The sequence below is a fragment of the Nonomuraea sp. NPDC048901 genome (assembly GCF_040649695.1).
Lineage (GTDB): Bacteria > Actinomycetota > Actinomycetes > Streptosporangiales > Streptosporangiaceae > Nonomuraea.
Window position 1 is genome coordinate 37,904 of record NZ_JBEZFW010000006.1, and the last position, 16,728, is coordinate 54,631.

At 70.7% G+C, this 16,728-nt stretch carries 15 protein-coding genes; 6 read left to right on the forward strand and 9 right to left on the reverse strand.

The annotated features are described in order from the left end of the window. The first annotated feature begins 73 nt into the window (after window positions 1–73). On the forward strand, window positions 74–583 hold the full coding sequence (locus tag AB0C30_RS21410) for a MarR family winged helix-turn-helix transcriptional regulator (RefSeq protein ID WP_357946461.1): 510 nt from the start codon (window positions 74–76) through the stop codon (window positions 581–583). Window positions 584–741: 158 nt separating this feature from the next. Here AB0C30_RS21410 and AB0C30_RS21415 read toward each other — a convergent pair whose 3' ends face one another. From AB0C30_RS21415 to AB0C30_RS21425, 3 genes are all read right to left on the reverse strand, one after another. Beyond that, window positions 742–1,119, reverse strand: coding sequence for a DUF3037 domain-containing protein (locus tag AB0C30_RS21415; protein WP_357946464.1), 378 nt, complete (start codon window positions 1,117–1,119; stop codon window positions 742–744). Beyond that, window positions 1,116–1,928: a HipA family kinase gene (locus AB0C30_RS21420; protein ID WP_357946466.1), complete on the reverse strand. Its 813-nt coding sequence runs from the start codon at window positions 1,926–1,928 to the stop codon at window positions 1,116–1,118. The genes AB0C30_RS21415 and AB0C30_RS21420 overlap by 4 nt, the downstream gene beginning before the upstream one ends. 70 nt (window positions 1,929–1,998) lie before the next feature. Then, a complete protein-coding gene (locus tag AB0C30_RS21425; RefSeq protein ID WP_357946469.1) occupies window positions 1,999–2,529 on the reverse strand; it encodes a hypothetical protein in 531 nt (176 codons plus the stop codon). A gap of 140 nt (window positions 2,530–2,669) precedes the next feature. On the opposite strand from AB0C30_RS21425, the gene AB0C30_RS21430 reads away from it, so the two are divergent. Then, window positions 2,670–3,251 (forward strand): TetR/AcrR family transcriptional regulator, encoded by a 582-nt coding sequence (locus AB0C30_RS21430; RefSeq protein WP_357946471.1) that lies wholly within the window; start codon window positions 2,670–2,672, stop codon window positions 3,249–3,251. A 195-nt stretch (window positions 3,252–3,446) separates the two neighbouring features. Here AB0C30_RS21430 and AB0C30_RS21435 read toward each other — a convergent pair whose 3' ends face one another. Further along, window positions 3,447–3,812, reverse strand: a complete 366-nt coding sequence (locus AB0C30_RS21435) for a helix-turn-helix domain-containing protein (protein WP_357946474.1) — start codon at window positions 3,810–3,812, stop codon at window positions 3,447–3,449. A 91-nt stretch (window positions 3,813–3,903) separates the two neighbouring features. Between AB0C30_RS21435 and AB0C30_RS21440 the strand changes: the two genes are divergently transcribed. After that, complete coding sequence (locus AB0C30_RS21440; protein WP_357946477.1) at window positions 3,904–4,569, forward strand: NAD(P)-binding domain-containing protein; 666 nt, start codon at window positions 3,904–3,906, stop codon at window positions 4,567–4,569. Window positions 4,570–4,711: 142 nt separating this feature from the next. Here AB0C30_RS21440 and AB0C30_RS21445 read toward each other — a convergent pair whose 3' ends face one another. Together AB0C30_RS21445 and AB0C30_RS21450 are read right to left on the reverse strand one after the other, a co-directional pair. Further along, window positions 4,712–5,581: a TIGR03619 family F420-dependent LLM class oxidoreductase gene (locus tag AB0C30_RS21445; protein ID WP_357946479.1), complete on the reverse strand. Its 870-nt coding sequence runs from the start codon at window positions 5,579–5,581 to the stop codon at window positions 4,712–4,714. Then, a complete protein-coding gene (locus tag AB0C30_RS21450) occupies window positions 5,578–6,825 on the reverse strand; it encodes an LLM class flavin-dependent oxidoreductase (RefSeq protein WP_357946481.1) in 1,248 nt (415 codons plus the stop codon). The genes AB0C30_RS21445 and AB0C30_RS21450 overlap by 4 nt, the downstream gene beginning before the upstream one ends. Window positions 6,826–6,920: 95 nt before the next feature. Between AB0C30_RS21450 and AB0C30_RS21455 the strand changes: the two genes are divergently transcribed. Then, the gene (locus AB0C30_RS21455) at window positions 6,921–7,730 is read left to right on the forward strand and encodes a TIGR03619 family F420-dependent LLM class oxidoreductase (protein WP_357946483.1); all 810 of its coding nucleotides are present in this window, start codon (window positions 6,921–6,923) and stop codon (window positions 7,728–7,730) included. Window positions 7,731–7,793: 63 nt separating this feature from the next. Here the strand turns inward: AB0C30_RS21455 and AB0C30_RS21460 are convergent, their stop codons facing one another. Together AB0C30_RS21460 and AB0C30_RS21465 are read right to left on the reverse strand one after the other, a co-directional pair. Then, a complete protein-coding gene (locus AB0C30_RS21460) occupies window positions 7,794–9,752 on the reverse strand; it encodes a protein kinase (RefSeq protein ID WP_357946486.1) in 1,959 nt (652 codons plus the stop codon). A gap of 93 nt (window positions 9,753–9,845) precedes the next feature. Further along, window positions 9,846–12,497, reverse strand: a complete 2,652-nt coding sequence (locus AB0C30_RS21465) for a BTAD domain-containing putative transcriptional regulator (protein ID WP_357946489.1) — start codon at window positions 12,495–12,497, stop codon at window positions 9,846–9,848. Between the two features lie 168 nt (window positions 12,498–12,665). Between AB0C30_RS21465 and AB0C30_RS21470 the strand changes: the two genes are divergently transcribed. Both AB0C30_RS21470 and AB0C30_RS21475 read left to right on the forward strand, forming a co-directional pair. Further along, a complete protein-coding gene (locus AB0C30_RS21470; RefSeq protein WP_357946491.1) occupies window positions 12,666–13,091 on the forward strand; it encodes a hypothetical protein in 426 nt (141 codons plus the stop codon). Between the two features lie 120 nt (window positions 13,092–13,211). Further along, window positions 13,212–15,404, forward strand: a complete 2,193-nt coding sequence (locus AB0C30_RS21475; RefSeq protein ID WP_357946494.1) for a PASTA domain-containing protein — start codon at window positions 13,212–13,214, stop codon at window positions 15,402–15,404. Here AB0C30_RS21475 and AB0C30_RS21480 read toward each other — a convergent pair. After that, on the reverse strand, window positions 15,376–16,629 hold the full coding sequence (locus tag AB0C30_RS21480; RefSeq protein WP_357946497.1) for a Gfo/Idh/MocA family oxidoreductase: 1,254 nt from the start codon (window positions 16,627–16,629) through the stop codon (window positions 15,376–15,378). The two genes, AB0C30_RS21475 and AB0C30_RS21480, sit on opposite strands and share 29 nt — an antisense overlap. Between the last annotated feature and the right edge of the window lie 99 nt (window positions 16,630–16,728).

Below are 16,728 nucleotides of genomic sequence, written 5' to 3' on the forward strand. Positions count from 1 at the left end.
GTCTGGAATCGCAATCAATATAGAGCAAGATAGTTGCAAGTCAAGAACATATGAGTTTGGTATTATGCTGGGCATGGCCAACGCTCCCGCCCCGGAAGGCTCGCCCGGCAGCTGGTTGCACCAGGACCTGCACTGGCTGTTCGCGCGGCTCAAGCAGGGTCTGGCCACAGCCGAGAGCGCGGCCGTACGTGAGCACGGCATGACCCTGTGGGGCTACACGGTCTTGATGGCCATCGTTGAAGCCCCTGCCAGCTCCCAGCTCGCTCTCGCCCAGGCCGTATCGGTCGACAAGAGCAAGCTGGTCCTTATCCTCGACGAACTGGAAAGCGCTGGCCTGGTGCGCCGCCGGCCGGACCCCGCCGACCGCAGGGCCCGCATCATCGAGGTCACCACCGAAGGCAGCCACGCCCTCAAAGCCGCCCGCGCCGACATAGAGGCGATCGAGGACCGGCTCTTGGCCGACCTCGCCCCCTCGGCGCGGAACTCTCTGCAGAGCGCGCTACAACATCTCGTCGGCGAGCCCATCGCGAGGGTCGAGGACGGACGGCCACACGAAACCGCCTGCGCCCCCGACCCAGCCTGACCGCGGCCGGAGCCCATTCTCGACGCCGCACTCCCGAAATCCGGTGAGGCACGGATATCGGTCCGGTGTACCTTGCTGGTGCGGCCGTCTGGGGTCAGGGCTGTCTGGGGTCAGGGCTGTCTGGGGTCAGGGCTGTCTGGGGTCAGGGCCGTCTGGGGTCAGGGCCGAACCAGTTTGTCGAAGAGTCTGGCCAGCTCGGTGTCCGGGTCGGCGGTGAGACCGGCGTGGACCGGCCCGGTCTGCACGATCGTGCTGCGCGGTGCCGTCAGCCAGCGGAACCTGCCGCCGAGCGACTCCTTGGCCAGCGGTCCGGCCTCCTCGCCGCAGGCCAGCTCGTAGGCACTGAGCGCCTGTCGTACACCGTCGATGTCCACCGCCGGGTCGAGGGCGCGCAGCCGGGTCGCGTCGAGATCGACCCGCGCGCAGAGGTAGGAGCGCGGCTGGCAGTAGAGCAGCACGCCCGCGTTGATCAGCTCGCCGCGCTCGACGCGCGGCATCACGCGGATCACCGCGTACTCGTAGACGTCCCTGCTCATCGGTCGCCTCCCCGCCAGAACTCGCCGACGGAGGCCGGGCCCGTGGGTTCGCCGACCGGGGTGGCGGGCGGTCTCAGCCACTCGTACGGTGCCCGCGCGCGCTGGAGCAGGTGGTCGACATAGACGTCGCGGACGGCCTGCGCCGAGTCGAAGCCGGGTTCGTCGTCGAGCCATTCGTCGGGCACCAGCGCGGTGACGGTTTCCAGGAGCTCGGGAGTGATCTTCGCGGACAGCTCGGCCGCTGCGGCCTCAAGGTGAGTCGCGAACGGCGCCAGCACATGGTCTCCCACGTCGAACGGCCGTCGCGGGTCGGCGGTCCGCCAGTTGTGGTGGAACCAGAGCGCTGCGCCATGGTCGATCAGCCAGATGTCGCGGTGCCAGACGAGCAGGTTGGGGTTGCGCCAGCTGCGGTCGACGTTGTGGATCAGGCCGTCGAACCAGACCACCCGCGAGGCGAACATCCGGTCGGGCGTCCACGTCAGCGGCTCGAACCCGAGGGAGCCGGGCAGGAAGTCGATCGCCAGGTTGAGGCCGGTGCTCGCCTTGAGCAGGTCCTGCACCTCCTCGTCGGGCTCCCGGATGGCGATCTGCGGGTCGAGGTCGATCAGCTTGATCTCGGGAGTACGAAGTCCGAGCCGCCTGGCCAGCTCGCCCGAGATGATCTCCGCCACGAGCACGCGGCGGCCCTGGCCCGCTCCCCGGAACTTCACCACGTAGGTGCCGAGATCATCCGCCTCGACCACGCCCGGCAACGATCCGCCCTCGCGCAACGGCGTCACATATCGGGTCGCCGCGATCTTATCCAGCACGACACGAGGCTATCGCCCGATCAGAGCACTTCCGCCTCCCGCCGTCACACGCGCCGGATGGTGCGGCGGATCAGGAGCGGGCCCGGATGGCGAACAGGATGATGTGGCGGATCAGGCCGCTGCCGAGGCGGATGACGATCCAGTAGCGGAGGAATGCGCGGCGGGCGTCGGGGCTGGTGGCGAGCACCCTGGTCTCGGTGACCAGGCGGATGCGCCCCGGCCCCGCGTCGTCCAGCAGAAAGCTGAACGTCCCTTTGGCGTAACCGGGCCGGTCGAAGGCGCGAAAGTCGTCCTCGTCGCCGATCGCCGGGGCGTGCTCGGCGCGGCCCAGACGCCACCACTGCCCGATCGTTCCCAGGACGATCTCCCGCATCGGGTCCACGGCCAGCAGGGTGAAGGGGGGCGCTTCCTGCTTCGGCCGGTCACCGGAGGAGCGGGAGAACAGGCGCCGGATGGCGAACAACGGCTTGGCCAGGCGGATGTCCCGCGAGTCCAGGTGGATGAGTGCCTGCCAGACGCGGTCACGGGAGGCGTTGATCACGATCGAGTGCAGTTCCGCCGCGTCCGGGCGGGGGATGAAGTCGTCTACCAGCGTCGGCATGGGGGGCTCCTCGTGCACGGGGCCTGCTCGCGGCCTCCATACGGTTGCGTATGGAGGCGACTATACGCCGCCGTATGGCAGGCTGTCGGAGCGGGACGGTGTCCGTCGGCGGGGTGCGGTCGAGCGAGGGGAGGTGTGGGGTGGCTGAGCGAGGAAAACGTGCGGTGGCGGAGCGGTTGGGGCCCGACGACTGGGCGAGGGCCGCGCTGGCGGCGCTCGCGGAGGGTGGCCTGGGCGCCGTGGCGGTGGAGCCCGTCGCGGTACGCCTCGGCGTCTCGAAGGGCAGCTTCTACTGGCACTTCGCCAACCGCCGGGCACTGGTCGAGGCGGCCCTGGCGCACTGGGAGGCCGGGACCGAGCGGGTCATCGCCCGGCTGGAGTCGCTCGACGAGCCCGTGGCGCGCATGCGGACCCTGCTGGACCTGGCCTTCGGTGACGCGGAGAACGCGGCGATCTCGTTCCGGCTGATCAGCGAGGTGGACGATCCGCTGGTCGGCGAGGTGGTGCGGCGGGTGAGCCGACGCCGCCTGGACTTCATGCAGGACGTACTGCGGGAGCTCGGCCAGCCGGAGGAGGAGGCGCGCAGGCGGGTGCTGGCGGCTTACAGCGGTTACCTCGGGCTGGCCGCCCTCGTGCGCATCGGGGCGGTCGACGAGGTGCCGGGGTCCCTGGTCGACCTGGCCATGGCCGAGCTGGGCCTGCCCCCGGCCGCCCCCTCATGACGGCCCAGCGAAGTTAGTGGGGGTCGGGCCGGCACAGCGCTCCACTTGGCCATTCGGAGACACGGCCATCTCGGCCGGCCCACGGCTGGGTCAGCCCGGCTTGACCGCCAGCGTCGCAAAATAGTGAGCGGACTGCTCCCGGCCGACCCTGTGGCTGTTCCCCGGGCGGATGCGACCAGGTGGAAGCCGCCATGGTCATGACGTTGGTGATCGGCCGACGAGATCGTCTTGGTTGTCGGCGGCCCACTGTGCGAGGTGCGCGAGGGGCCCATTGGCGAACGATTCCCCCAGCGTGGAGAGCCGGTAGACCGTGCCTGTGTGCGCTGACGCTGGGTCGGCGCTGCTGCCTCTCACGACGAGCCCGCGTGCCAGGAGACGATCTAGCGCCTGAGTCAGCACCTTGTCGCTGACTCCCGCGATCCTCGTGAGCAGGTCCTTGCGTCGCGTTGGCCCCAGGCGCAGCGCCGAGAGCACGACAGGATCCCAAGCGTGGCTGATAAGTTCGGCCGCCGCGCGCACCTGGCAGTCGGAGATGAATGTCTGGCAGGACCCCTTGAGCACGAAACCCAGTATCGCCTCGTTCTCCTACCAAATGGTAGGAGCTCCATTCGTAGCGTCCCAAGAGCACAGCTTCGAGACAGAGGAGATCGCTGTGAACATAGGAATCTTGGGGACCGGAAACCTGGCCGTGACGCTTGGCCGGGCCTGGGCTCCGGCCGGTCACTCGCTGCTGGTGACAGGGCGCAACTCCCTGCACGCCAAGGCGGCCGCCGACCAGATCGGCCCTCCGGCGAAGGCTGTCGATCCCACGGACCTCGCAACCCGGGTCGACGCGCTCGTGGTTGCGGTCCCATGGGAAGGGCTGGAGGCGGCGCTATCTCTCGTCGGCGCCCCCGAGGGGTCACTGGCCGGCAAGGCCGTAATCGACTGCACCAACCCCGTCGACTACTCAACCTGTGAGCTGAAGCCGACATCCGGCTCGGCAGCGGCGCTCGTGGCGCACACCGCTCCCGGGACGCACGTGGTGAAAGCGCTCCACCTGTTCGCGGGAGCCTCGTGGCCGTACGTGGGTCCGCAGGAGTCAGCACCGGTCGTGGCGATCTGCGGCGACGACTCGGGTGCTCTCGATCGCGCTGCGGCGCTTATCCAAGATCTTGGTGCCCGGCCCGCGGTGGTCGGTGGACTCAACTGCGCCCGGCAGTTGGAGGAGGCCGCCGGATTCGTCATGAGGGTCGTCGCGGCGGGTCACAACCCGAGGCTCGCCGTTCCCGATGTGGATCCGGCACTCCTTCGAGCAGCACAGACGACGGTCGGCTAAGCCGGCAGACCACCGGAGAGGGTCGTGACCTCGACCTCGCGGCCCTCTCGTTCACCCCTGATGCCCCCACCGCGACTCACCCGTTTCGGAGATCTCCAGCAGGCCGGGCCTTGCTTTCACAGACAGCCGGCCGCGGCAGGGGTCACATCTTCGCGATGACCTCCTCCGCGAAGCGTTCCATGGTGGCGATCTTGAGCTCCAGGGTGCCCTCGCCGTACCGCTGCTTCTCCTCAGGGGTGGCCAGCCACCACGGGGCGGCCATCGTCCCGGTGACGCCCTTGGCGGCGAAGTGCCGGTACGTGTCGGCGTCCGGCAGCACCGCCAGCGGGGCGATGATCTCGAACGGCCCGGTCCTGCCGTTCTCGTCCAGCAACCGTCGTAAGGAGTCGAGCACGGTGTCGAGCTGCTCCTCCGTGTAGATGCGGTTGCCGATCCAGCCGTCGCCCAGCTTGGCCGCCCGGCGCAGCGCCGCCTCGCTGTCGCCGCCCACCATGACCGGGATCGGCTCGGCGGGGGTGGGTGAGATGGACAGCTCGGGCAGGCCGTCGATCGTGACGGTACCGCCGGTCCAGAGGTCCCGGAGCACCGGGATCATCTCGTTGAGCCGCCGTCCACGCGTGTGGAAGTCCTGGCCGGTGGCGGCGAACTCCTCCGCGCACCACCCGACGCCCACCCCGAACGTGACGCGGTCCCGCGACAGCACCGCCGCCGTGGACACCTGCTTGGCCACGGTGAACAGGTCGCGCGCCGGGGCGATGTAGACGTTGGGGGCGAAGCGCAGCGTGGTGGTCACCGCGGACATCGCGCCGATCGTCACCCACACGTCCGGCCAGTGTGTCTCGGCGGTCCAGCGCGGCCGGCCGGACTTGGAATAGGGGTACGGCGTCGCGAAGTCGGCGTAGAAGAGGTGGTCCGACAGGGTGAGCGTGTCGAACCCACACCTTTCAGCCGTCCTGGCCAGCTCCAGGAACTGGTCGGTGTCCGCGAATGAGGCTCCCAGCCAGAATCTCACTGGAACTCCGGAATGACCTTGGTGGCGAACATCTCCAGGTTCCGCTTGACCGTGTCGAGCGGCAGCACGCCCTGCTGTCCCTGCATGTAGAGGCCGAACCACTCCAGGTCGGGCATCCGGTCGAGCATCCGCTGGATGCCGCGCTTGACGTCGTCGGGGGTGCCGAACAGCGCCATCTCGACGTCGTTCATGCGCTTGGCGTCGCCCTTCTCGGGGGAGATGGGCTTGTGCTTCTCGTCCTCCTTCTTCCGCAGCACCTCCAGGTAGCCGAACGGGCCGAAGAAGGCGGCGAAGTCCTTGGGGATGCTCCGGCCGAAGGTGTTGATCGCCTCCTCGGTCGTGTCCGCGATACCGACGATCTTGAGGATGCCGGTGTGCTCGCCCAGCTTGTAGTCACGGCCCTGCCGGGCGGACTCCTCCTGGTAGAGCTTGGCCTTGGCGGCGTGGTCGTCGGGGTTCGGGGTGAACATCCACGGCAGGATGTTCTCCTGCGCGGCCCTGATGACCGAGCGGTCGGAGATCGTGAACGGCTGCCACAGCTCGGGATGCGGGTTCTGGTACGGCCGCGGGCAGACCGAGACGGCCTGCACCTTGTCGTCGTCCGAGATCTCACCCGGGGCGCCGAACGTCTTGGTCCACTCCAAGGCGGGCCAGCCCTCGATGCCGTCGAACGGATAGGGCACCTCGTAGTCAAGTACGTCGGACTTGTAGCGGATTGTCTCCTGGGTCCACGCCATCTTCATGATCTTCAGCACCTCGCCGAAGACGTCGAAGTTCCGCGTGTCGGAGGCCGAGCCGTCGGAGCGGGCGGCCGCCGCGTGCCAGCGCTGGCCCAGTACGTTCATCCACCGGTTCTGGTAGCCCCTGGCCACGCCCAGCCGGAGCCGTCCCTTGCAGAACTGGTCGAGCAGCGCCACGTCCTCCGCCGCCCGGATGGGGTCCCAGGCCGGCAGCACCATGCCGAGCGGGGCGAGCAGGATGCGTTCGGTCCTGGCCGCGAGGTCGGTGAGGAACATCAGGGGATTGACCGAGAACTCCATGCCTTCCGAGTGGAAGTGGTGCTCGGTCATCATCAGCGCGTCGAAGCCGATCTGGTCGGCGTGGACGGCTATCTCCCGTACCTCGTGCAGCAGCTTCTGGTACGACTCCGTGTCACGTCCGATGGGCCGCTTGGCCTTGGCGTTCTCCTCGGCCGCGTATCCGGAGCCCGGAATCTGGGGATTCAGGAAGATGGAAAACTTCACCGGGAGACCTCTTTCCGCGGGGCGCTTCTCTGACCGGCAAGCTACTCTAGAAATCTTAGCCGAGCAATCGCTTGGTTGACGTCAAGGAGAGACGTATGCGGCTTGGTGTCACCATGTTCACCACGGATCTGGGCATGCCGGTCGTGGATCTGGCCAAGGCTGCCGAGGAACGCGGGTTCCACTCGCTCTACGTACCGGAGCACACCCATATCCCCATCTCGCGGCGCACACCGCACCCGATGGGGATGGACGAACTGCCCGACGAGTACAAGCGGGTGCTGGACCCGCTCGTCGCGCTGTCGTTCGCCGCCGCCGTCACCGAGCGGCTGGTCGTCGGCACCGGCATCCTGCTCGCCGCCCAGCGCGACCCCATCGTGACCGCCAAGGCGATCGCCACCCTCGACCAGCTCTCCGGCGGGCGCGTGGTGGTCGGCGTCGGCTTCGGCTGGAACGTGGAGGAGATCGAGAACCACGGCGTGCCGTACGACCAGCGGCGCGAGGTCGCGCGGGCCAACGTCCTGGCGATGCGGAAGCTGTGGCGGGACGAGGTGGCCGAGTTCGAGGGGTTCGAGCCGTCGTGGTCGTGGCCCAAGCCGATCTCCGAGCCGCCCGTCTACATCGGCGGCGCGGCGGGCCCGAAGCTGTTCGCGCACGTCGCCGAGTGGGCCGACGGCTGGATCCCGATCGGCGGCAAGGGGATCAAGGCCGCGCTGCCCGCCCTGCGCGAAGCCTGCGACAAGGCCGGGCGGCCGATGGCCAAGGTCATCCCCTTCGGGACGTTGCCGACCAGGGAGAAGCTCGACTACTACGCCGAACTGGGCATCGAGGAGTCGGTGGCCAGCCTGCCCAGCGGATCGGCCGACGAGATCCTGCCGCTGCTCGACCAGTACGCCCGGCTCATCTGAATCGCGGCGCGGAAACCCGATCCTTCAGGGGCGGGAGGAAGCGCCAGGAGGTCACCAGGCACGTCACCCCGGGGTTGCGGTCAGGGAGAGGTCGTCCACGGTCACCGTGACGGGGGTGTCGGTGGCCGTACGGGACAAGTAGGTCAGGACGCCGGCCCCACCCGGGACCTGGAGCCCGGAGGTCGCGTCCGTGACGGAGAGCAGCCAGTCCGGCTCGGGCGCGCCGATGGCCCAGACCTTGCCGCGGATTGTGGTCGGCGACGTGCCGGTGACCTGGACGCGTACCCGCATCGCGATGCCCGCGCCCGCGGTCAGCCCGGGGACCCGCAGCGGCTGTGCGAGGTCGATCTCACTGCGGCCCGCCTCGGAGCGGATCAGCTGGAACAGGACCTTGCCGGTGGGCCGCAGGCTCACGTGCGCCCGGTACCCCCCGACTGTCGGGATCCTGCGTCCCACGGCGGACACGTAGATCCCGCCGCCGGTGGGGGGCTTGTCGCAGGCGAAGGTGAAGCCGAGGTCGGTTCTGGTCTCCTTCACTCCGTCCAGGTACGCGCTGGAGCCGGCTCCGGGGGGCATCGTGATCCGGCCCTTCTTGCCGTCCACCGAGTAGCCGCTCGCCGGAACGCCGACCGACCAGTGACGCTCCCCGTCGTCCGTCGTACCGAATCCGGTGCTGACCGTGCGCCCGAACGTGTCGGACACCCGCAGCCCCCCGCCCGGGACCGCCGACACACCCGGACTCGCCGACCCGCTGGGCGAGACCTCCCGTGAGCCCGACGGTGCGGCCGATGAGGGCTCGGCGGAGGTGGGGGCGGAAGCGTCGGGATGTGAGGCGGCCGAGGAGCGCGGCTCACCGGTACCTGAAGACGCCTGAGACCCCGTCCCGCCGACCGGCCGCAACCAGGCGAGCGCCCCCACCACGACCACGACCAGCGCCGCCGCCACGGCGAGCGCGGCACGGCGGCCCCGCCCAGTGGTCCACCCCATGAGCACCGGAGCCCGCGAGGAGGGCGGGGCCGCCGGCTCCCCGGTCGGTCCCGCGGTGCCCTCACGGCCAGCCGGTCCCGTGGTGCCCCCACGACCGGTGGGTTCCGCGGTGCCCCCACGACCGGCCGCCCCGGCAAGATCCCGACCGCCGGTCGCGGCCGACGTTCCCCGATCGTCGGCCGGTTCGGCGGCGAGGCGGCTGCCCAGGCTGGTGAGCTCCACGATCGACCGGCCGCGGCCACCGGAGACCGGGTCGATCAGGTGGGACAGCAGCTCGCCCGCCGCCGGCCGGTGCGAAGGGTCCTTCTCCAAGGCGGCGGCGATCGAGTCGCGCAACGGCGGCGGGACCGCTGACAGATCCGGTTCGTGGGTGACGATGCGGTTCAGCACGTCCGCGATGCTCGCGGCGGCGAACGGGGAGGTGCCGGTGGCGGCGAAGACCATGGTGCCTGCCCAGGCGAAGACGTCCGAGGCGGGTGCGGCGGGGGCGCCGCTCAGTTGTTCGGGCGCGAGGTAGGCAGGGGTACCGATGAGTCCGCTGGTCATGGTCGTGACACCGTCCGCTCGGGCGATGCCGAAGTCGACCACCCGGGGACCGTCCGGGCCGAGCAGCACGTTGCTCGGTTTGAAGTCGCGGTGCACGACGTCGGCCGCGTGGATGGCGGCCAGGGCCGTCGTGGTGCCGACGGCCAGCCGTTCCAGCTCGCCGCCGTGCAGGGGGCCGTGCTCGTGCACCCGTTCCGCCAGCGTCGGCCCGTCCACGAACTCGCTCACCACGTACGGCCGCGGCCCGTCCGGCACGGCCGTGAGCACGCGTGCGGTGCAGAAAGGCGCCACGCTCTCCACCGCGGCCAGCTCGCGGGCCAGACGGGCGCGGGCCTCGGCGTCGGCCCTGATCAGCACCTTCACCGCCACCCGCTGCCCAACTGGATCGCGGGCCAGGTAGACGATCCCCTGGCCGCCCTCACCGAGCCGGCCCAGCAGCTCGAAATCACCCAGACGTGGAGGATCCTCAGGGGCCAGAGGGGCAAGCATGCTCCATACGGTACTGATCCGCTCGACCAAGTGTGAGACGTCTGGTGCGGGTGATGTTGAGGCGGTGTTGAGCCGCCGGAGCAAGCCGTCACATCAGGGCGTCACACCAGTTCTTCGCACCAGGGCGGCGAGTAGGTCCAGCGCGGTCGCCCTGCCGGCTTCGTCGGCGATGCCGTCGAAGATCTTGAACGCGTCCTCGGCCAGCTTGCGCGCCGCGTCGCGGTCGCCCTCAGCCCGGTTGACCCGGGCCAGCGCCAGCAGCGCGTGCGCGTCCAGCAGCCGGTCGCCGAGCCGTACGGCGATGGACCTGGCCCGCTGCGCGCAGTCCCTGGCGTCGGGCACCCGCCGCTGCGCCAGCCGTGCCGCGGCCAGCTCCAGCAGGGTATCGGCGTGCCGGTGCCGGTCGCCCAGAGCATCGAAGAAGCCCGCGGCGGCGGCGAGCCGGTCGGCTGCCTCGTCGGGGCGATCGGCCCGCCGCAGCACCGCGCCAAGCGCCTGCTGCGCCTCGGCGCCGGCCCTCCCACCGCTGAAGGCGTGCAGAGAGGAGGTCAGCTGGCGTTCTGCCTCGTCCAGACGGCCCTGTTCCAGGTACACCTGGCCGATCCTGCGCCGGATCTGCGCGGCCTCCTTGCCGCTGGACGTACCGAGGCTCGTGAACGCCCCGAGCGCCTGGGTGAGCAGATCCAGCGCCTCTGGCCACCGGCCCTCGGCCCGGCACAGGTCGCCCTGGTCGCGCAAGAGCAGGGCCTCGGCGCGAGCGTCACCCGTGCGCCGCGCCGCCGCGAGGCCGGTCTCGGTGACCGGTCGCCAGTCGTCCAGGAAGCGCCGCCGTTCCAAGAACGGGCCCAGCAGATGCGCGAGCCGCCATGCGCCCTCGTCGAGCCCGGCCCCGTACAGGTCCTCGACCAGGGCGACGAGGAACGCGCGCTCGGCGACGAGCCACTCGACCGATTCCTTGATGTCCCTGGTCACGAAGCTGCGCATGGTCGGCTCACCGGAGACCAGCGGGAACCGGGACGCCTGCGCCCGGGCGATCACCACGGCCTGGAGCCGCGCGAGCGCGTCCCGTACCGCATGCACGCCCTCCTCCTCCACCAGCCGCTCGCGGGCGTAGAGCCGGGTAAGGTCGTGCATGCGGTAGCGGACCTGGCCCGCCACGTCCACGGTGTGCGCCTCCAGAAGGCCGGCGTCCACGAGCGTGTCGGCCTGGTCGCCGAAGACCTGGGCGGCCCAGTCGCCGACGTCGGGGGCCGACAGCGCGCCCAGCAGCCGCAGCATGCGGCGCGCCGGCGTGGGCAGACCCTCGTAGCCGACCGCGTACACGCTGCGGACCGTCTGGTCGCCCGAGTGAAGGCGGTCCAGTCGCTCGCACTCGTCCTCCAGCAGGCCCGCGAGGTAGCCAGGGGTCCAGCCTGGTCTGGTGGCCAGGCGGGAGCCGGCGATGCGCAGCGCGATGGGCAGCCCGCCGCAGAACCGCATCAGCTCCCGCACCCCGCCGTCGTCCGCCCGTTCCTCGCCGATGAGCTTGACGAGCAGCTCACGGGCCTCGTCGTCGTCCAGGATGCCCAGCGGTAGCCGTACGGCGCCGGTCAGCCCGCCGAGCGCCGACCGGCTGGTGATCACGGTGGGGCATGAGGTGAGCAGCGGCCGTACCTGGGACTCGTCGGCGGCGTCGTCCAGCACGACGAGCATGCGGCGGTTGGCGGTGTACGTGCGCAGCAGCCGCTGCCGCTGGCCCTCCGATGCCGGTACCGCCTGGGCCGGGCAGCCGAGCCAGCGCAGGAAGTCCTCCAGGATCGCGCCGGGCCGGGTGGACTCGCGCAGGTCCGCGTACAGGATCCCGTCGGGGAAGCGCTCTCTGTGCCGCCAGGCGGCGCGTACGGCGAGCGCCGACTTGCCCACCCCGGCCGGGCCGTGCACGACCACCAGGCCGGAGAACACCTGGTCGAGCAGGTTGGCGCGGCCGGTGAAGTGGGCGACGTCCCGCGGCAACAGCACCGGCGGGCCCGCGGAGACGTGCAGCATGACGTCGTCGTGCAGCATGCGGTGATAGAGCAGCTGCAGCTCGGCGTCGGGCTCGATGGCGTGCCCGCTGTCGAGCTCGTCGCGCAGCGCCGTGTACGCGGCCAGCGCCTCCACGCGCCGCCCGCTGCGATAGAGCGCCAGCATGAACTGGCCGCGGAAACCCTGCCAGAGCGGGTGCTGCGCGACCAGCCTCCGCACCTCGGACAGCAGCTCGCGGTGCCGGCCCGCGTCCAGGTCGAGCTCGATCCGGCGCTCCAGGGCGAGCAGGCGAAGCTCTTCGAGCTCCTCGCGCAGCCGCCCGGTCTCGGCCCAGCGCCTCGCGTCAGGATCCACGTCCGCCAGAACCGGCCCGCGCCACAGGCCCAGCGCCTCTCGCAGCTTCCGGTAGTCACGCCCGGCCAGCCCCTCCTGTATGAGCCGGCGGAAGCGACCGACGTCGAGCTGATCGTCGTTGATGGCCAGCGTGTATGTGCCGGACACGGTGGTGATGACGTCCTTGCCGATCAGCTGCCGGAGCTGGCCGATGTAGCCGCGGATCAGCGAGTCTGACCGGTCGCCCTCCTCCAGCGGCCACAGCAGCTTTCGCAGTCGCTCGACGGTGAGCGGGCGGCGGGCGTTGAGCACGAACATCGCCAGCAGGTCACGGTGCTTCGGAGCAGTAGGGGTGCGATCCTCGGCGCCGTCGCGTACCGACAATGCCCCCATAATCCGAAATTCCATGACAAATCCCCGGGTACGGCGGACAGGACGTGGCGTCAAAGCCTCCACGATCCCACAGCTCCACCGCACCTCGCGCCCCGGATTCGTCGGGCGAACCACCGGCTTCAGCCGGTGGCAGTTGATCGGAGACTGCCGTAATCTCAGGGGCTCCCAAACAAGGTCGAGGCGATGCGGCGGGCACGGGTGTGGCAGGTGGCCGTGGCCGGTGCCGGGCTGGTCATGGGGGTGGCCGGGTTCGTGCTCTGGCTGCGGGGGGCGCAGAGCCCAGGGCTGGTGGGAGAGTGGACCGGGTCGGCCGGCACGGCGTCAGTCCGCGCGGGGACGGCCGGGACGGGGCCGGTCTTCCCGGTGGCGATGGAGCTGGCGGACGATGGCTCGGCCCTGCGATGGGGTGTGGGGCTGCGTTGTTCGGGGCGGTTGAGTCCGATCAGGGGCCGGCTCGTGTTCACGCTCGATCGGGTCAAGGGCGAAGGGTGTGTTCCGGGGACGCTGCGGGTGTTCCCGACGCCGGAGCCCGACCAGGTGGTCATCAAGATGACACGTCAGGGTGACACGGACATTACCTATTCAGGCACGCTCTCACGACATTCTTGACCGGCTGTGTCACGGTCAGGCGGCATTGCGTCGATCACCGTTGACTGTCCGGCGTCCGTTGCCTTCAGTTGGATGCAGAGTGGATGCAGAAGGTGGGTGGCGGCGAGGGGAGGCAACCCCGTGCCAACGGCACAGCCACTCAGAACGGGGGATCCGCGGCGGCTCGGCGCCTACGAGCTGTCCGGGCGTCTGGGCGAGGGCGGCCAGGGCGTGGTGTACCTCGGGACGAGGGCCGAGGACGTCTACGCGGTCAAGCTGCTGCACGGGCCCGTGGGGGACGAGAAGGTGGCGTTCCTGCGGGAGGTGGAGCTGGCCAAGCACGTGGCGCGGTTCTGCACGGCCCAGGTGATGGACGCCGGGTTCGACGACGGCCGGCCGTACATCGTGAGCGAGTACGTGGACGGGCCGTCGCTGCAGCGTGAGGTCGCGCTCACCGGGCCGCGCCGTGGATCGGCGCTCGAACGGCTCGCCGTGGGCACGGTCACCGCGCTGGCGGCGATTCACCGGGCGGGCATCGTGCACCGCGACTTCAAGCCGCAGAACGTGCTGCTCGGTCCGGACGGGCCACGGGTGATCGACTTCGGGCTGGCCAGGGCGCTGGACGCGGCGGCCACGGTGAGCGGGCGGGGAGTGGGCACGCCCGCGTACATGGCGCCGGAGCAGATCACCGCGTCGGCGCTCACGGGAGCGGCGGACGTGTTCTCGTGGGCCGCCACGATGTGCTTCGCGGCCAACGCGTCGGCGCCGTTCGGGCAGGACTCGGTGGCGCCGGTGCTGCACCGCATCCTGACCGCGCCGCCGGAGCTCGGACGGCTGGACGGGTCGTTGCGGGAGCTGGTGGTGGCGTGCCTGGACAAGGACGCCAAGAACCGGCCGACCAGCCGGGAGTTGCTGCTGGCGCTGCTGGGTGACGCCGGCTCCGCGCCGCCGGAGGTGCTGCGCTCGCCGCCGTCGCACATTCTGCGGGTGACGCCCGCCCCGTCGGTGGCGAACGGGGTGCCGGACCGGCTGCCGCCGCCCTACCCGATGGCCGAACCGGAGGCGACGGGGGCGGCCGGTGGTTACCGGTGGCCGGGCGCCTCGGCGGAAGGTGTCGCGTCGGAGGGCGTCGCGTCCTGGTCGCCGACGGTCCCGCGGCAGGGCGCCGGTGAACCGGACGCCCAGCCGAACGGTGCCGGTGAACCGGACGCCCAGCCGAACGGTGCCGGGGAACCGGACGCCCAGCCGAACGGTGCCGGGGAACCGGACGTCCGGCCGCACGGTGCCGGGGAGTCGGACGCCCGGCGGAATGGTGCCGGGGAAGCCGGTCCGCCCCACGACGGCGCCATCTCTCCCGATGACGGCGCTGTCTCTTCCGGTGGCGGTCCCGTGGGGCTGTCGGGTGAGCGGCGGAAGGGTACCCGTCAGGCGGTGGGCCGGGCGGCGCTCGCGGTCACCGCCGCGCTCCTGGTGAGTGGCGCCGTGCTGGTCAGCGTGCTGGTGCCGACGTTCAGGGACGAGAAGGAGGCCCGTCCGCAGGCAGCGGCCGTCCAGCCGTCGGTCGTGACGACCGAGCCGCCCGCGACCACGTCCCCGCCCACCCGGGCGGCGACCAAGCGGGGAGAGCAGGCGGGGGAGAGCCATGTGCCCTCCACCCAGGGACCGTCCGTCGGCGTCGCCGGGGTGCGGGTCCCGGTGGTGGCCGGGATGGGGCGGTCGGCGGCGGTCGCGGCGATCAAGCGGGCCGGGTTCGTGGTGGGGGAGGTCACGCAGGTCGACTCGCGGCGGAAGATCGGCCAGGTGCTGGGCAGCAGTCCCAGCGGAGGGGCCACGGTGGCGCGGGGGAGCACGGTCTCGCTTCAGGTGTCGGCGGGGCTGGCGGTGCCGGCGGTCGTCGGGGTGGAGCGCGAGCAGGCTGAGGCGGCGCTGGTCAATGCCGGGCTGGTGGTCGGCGGGACGAAGAGCACCTGCTCCGATCGGCCGGAGGGGCAGGTGCTGTCCAGCGAGCCAGGAGCGGGGACGCGGGTCTCGGGCGGTACGAAGGTGACGCTGGTCGTCGCCCGCAACGGAGCGACGGTGCCGTCCGTCGTCGGGCAGTCCAAGGCGGCGGCTCGGGCGGCGTTGCGGGGGGCCGGGTTCGCCGTGAGCTTCAAGACGCAGGTGGTCACGGACGACGCTCAGGTGGACGTGGCACTCTCGCAGAGCGTCGCGGCCGGGAGCTGCGCCAAGGCGGGGGCCGCCGTGGTCGTGACCGTCGGCGTCGAAGGCCAGGGCGGTCCCGATCCGACCGAGCCCACACCGACGGTCACCGTGGAGACCCCGCCGCCGGACTGACGGCCTCGGGTGTGACTACCGCGATCTCGCCCCGCAGGCGGGATCGCTCGGCCGCCCAGGCGATGAGATGGCTGTGCAGGCTCTCGCTCGGTGAGGAGAGGATCTGGGCGCGGTCGCGGGTGCGTACCGCCGTCAGGAACGCCTCCACCAGCGCCTCGTCACCGCCGCCGTGCCCACCGCCGGCGGTGCCGTCGCCCGTGGGGCGGGTGTCGACGGTATCGGTGCCGCCGGTGAGGAAGTCGGTGACGGTGAGGCGGTCGCCGTCGCCCTCGATCGAGCCGCGGGTGCCGAAGATCCGGGTCTGCCGGTGCGCGGCCGGGGTGAAGGCAGTCATGGTGAACGCGACGGTGACGCCGCCCTCGAACTCCAGGTTCACCACCTGGTGGTCGACCACGTCGTTGTCGCAGGCGTACACGCACCTGCCGTAGGGGCCGGTCCTGAGCGCTTCGAGGACGCCGCGCTCGGAGACGTCGTCGGTGACCACGTTCAGCGGCCAGGCATCCTTGCCCGCCAGCGGCAGGTAGATGCGCTTGGCCGAGTAGGGGCAGGTGTCCTCGACGGTGCAGTCGAGGCAGCGGTCGGCCGCTCCCTCGGGCCGGTGCTCCGGCCGGAAGTGCTGGAGACCGCCGAACGACGACACCTTGGTGACCTGCCTGCCCGTGAGGTGTACGAGCCAGTCGAGGTCGTGGCAGGACTTGGCGAGCAGCATGAACGTCGACTCATCGGACCTGCGCCAGTTGCCGCGTACGTACGAGTGCGCCTGATGCCACCACCCGACCGGCTCCAGGTGCTGGATGCTGACGATCTCGCCGATCCGGCCGGCGTCGAGCAGCGCCTTCAGCGCGCGGGTGTACGGCGTGTAGCGCAGTACGTGGCAGACCGCGAAGATCGCGTCGGAACGCTCGGCGGCGGCCACGATCGCCCGGCAATCCTCCTCGGAGACGGCCATCGGCTTCTCCAGCAGGATGTCGTAGCCCAGCTCGGCGAACCGCACCGCGGGCTCGACATGATCGGCGTCCTGCGTCGCGATGATCACGGCGTCCGCCTGCCGAGGGAGCGCCGCCAGCTCGCGCCAGTCCGCGTACGGCGTCGCGCCGGGGTGCCTGGCCCGGCGGCTCTCGACCGGATCGGCCACCGCGACCACCCGCGCCCCGCCGGACTCGACGGCATGGCGAGCGTAGGAGGTGCCCCGAGAACCCGCGCCGACGATGGCGAGAGTCACCATGTACGCCTCCACTTATGTAACTAGTTACCGCATGTCGGCCGATGCTAGGATCCGCGGATTCGGTCGTCAATAGGGAAGTTATGAGAGAGGGTCACGAAA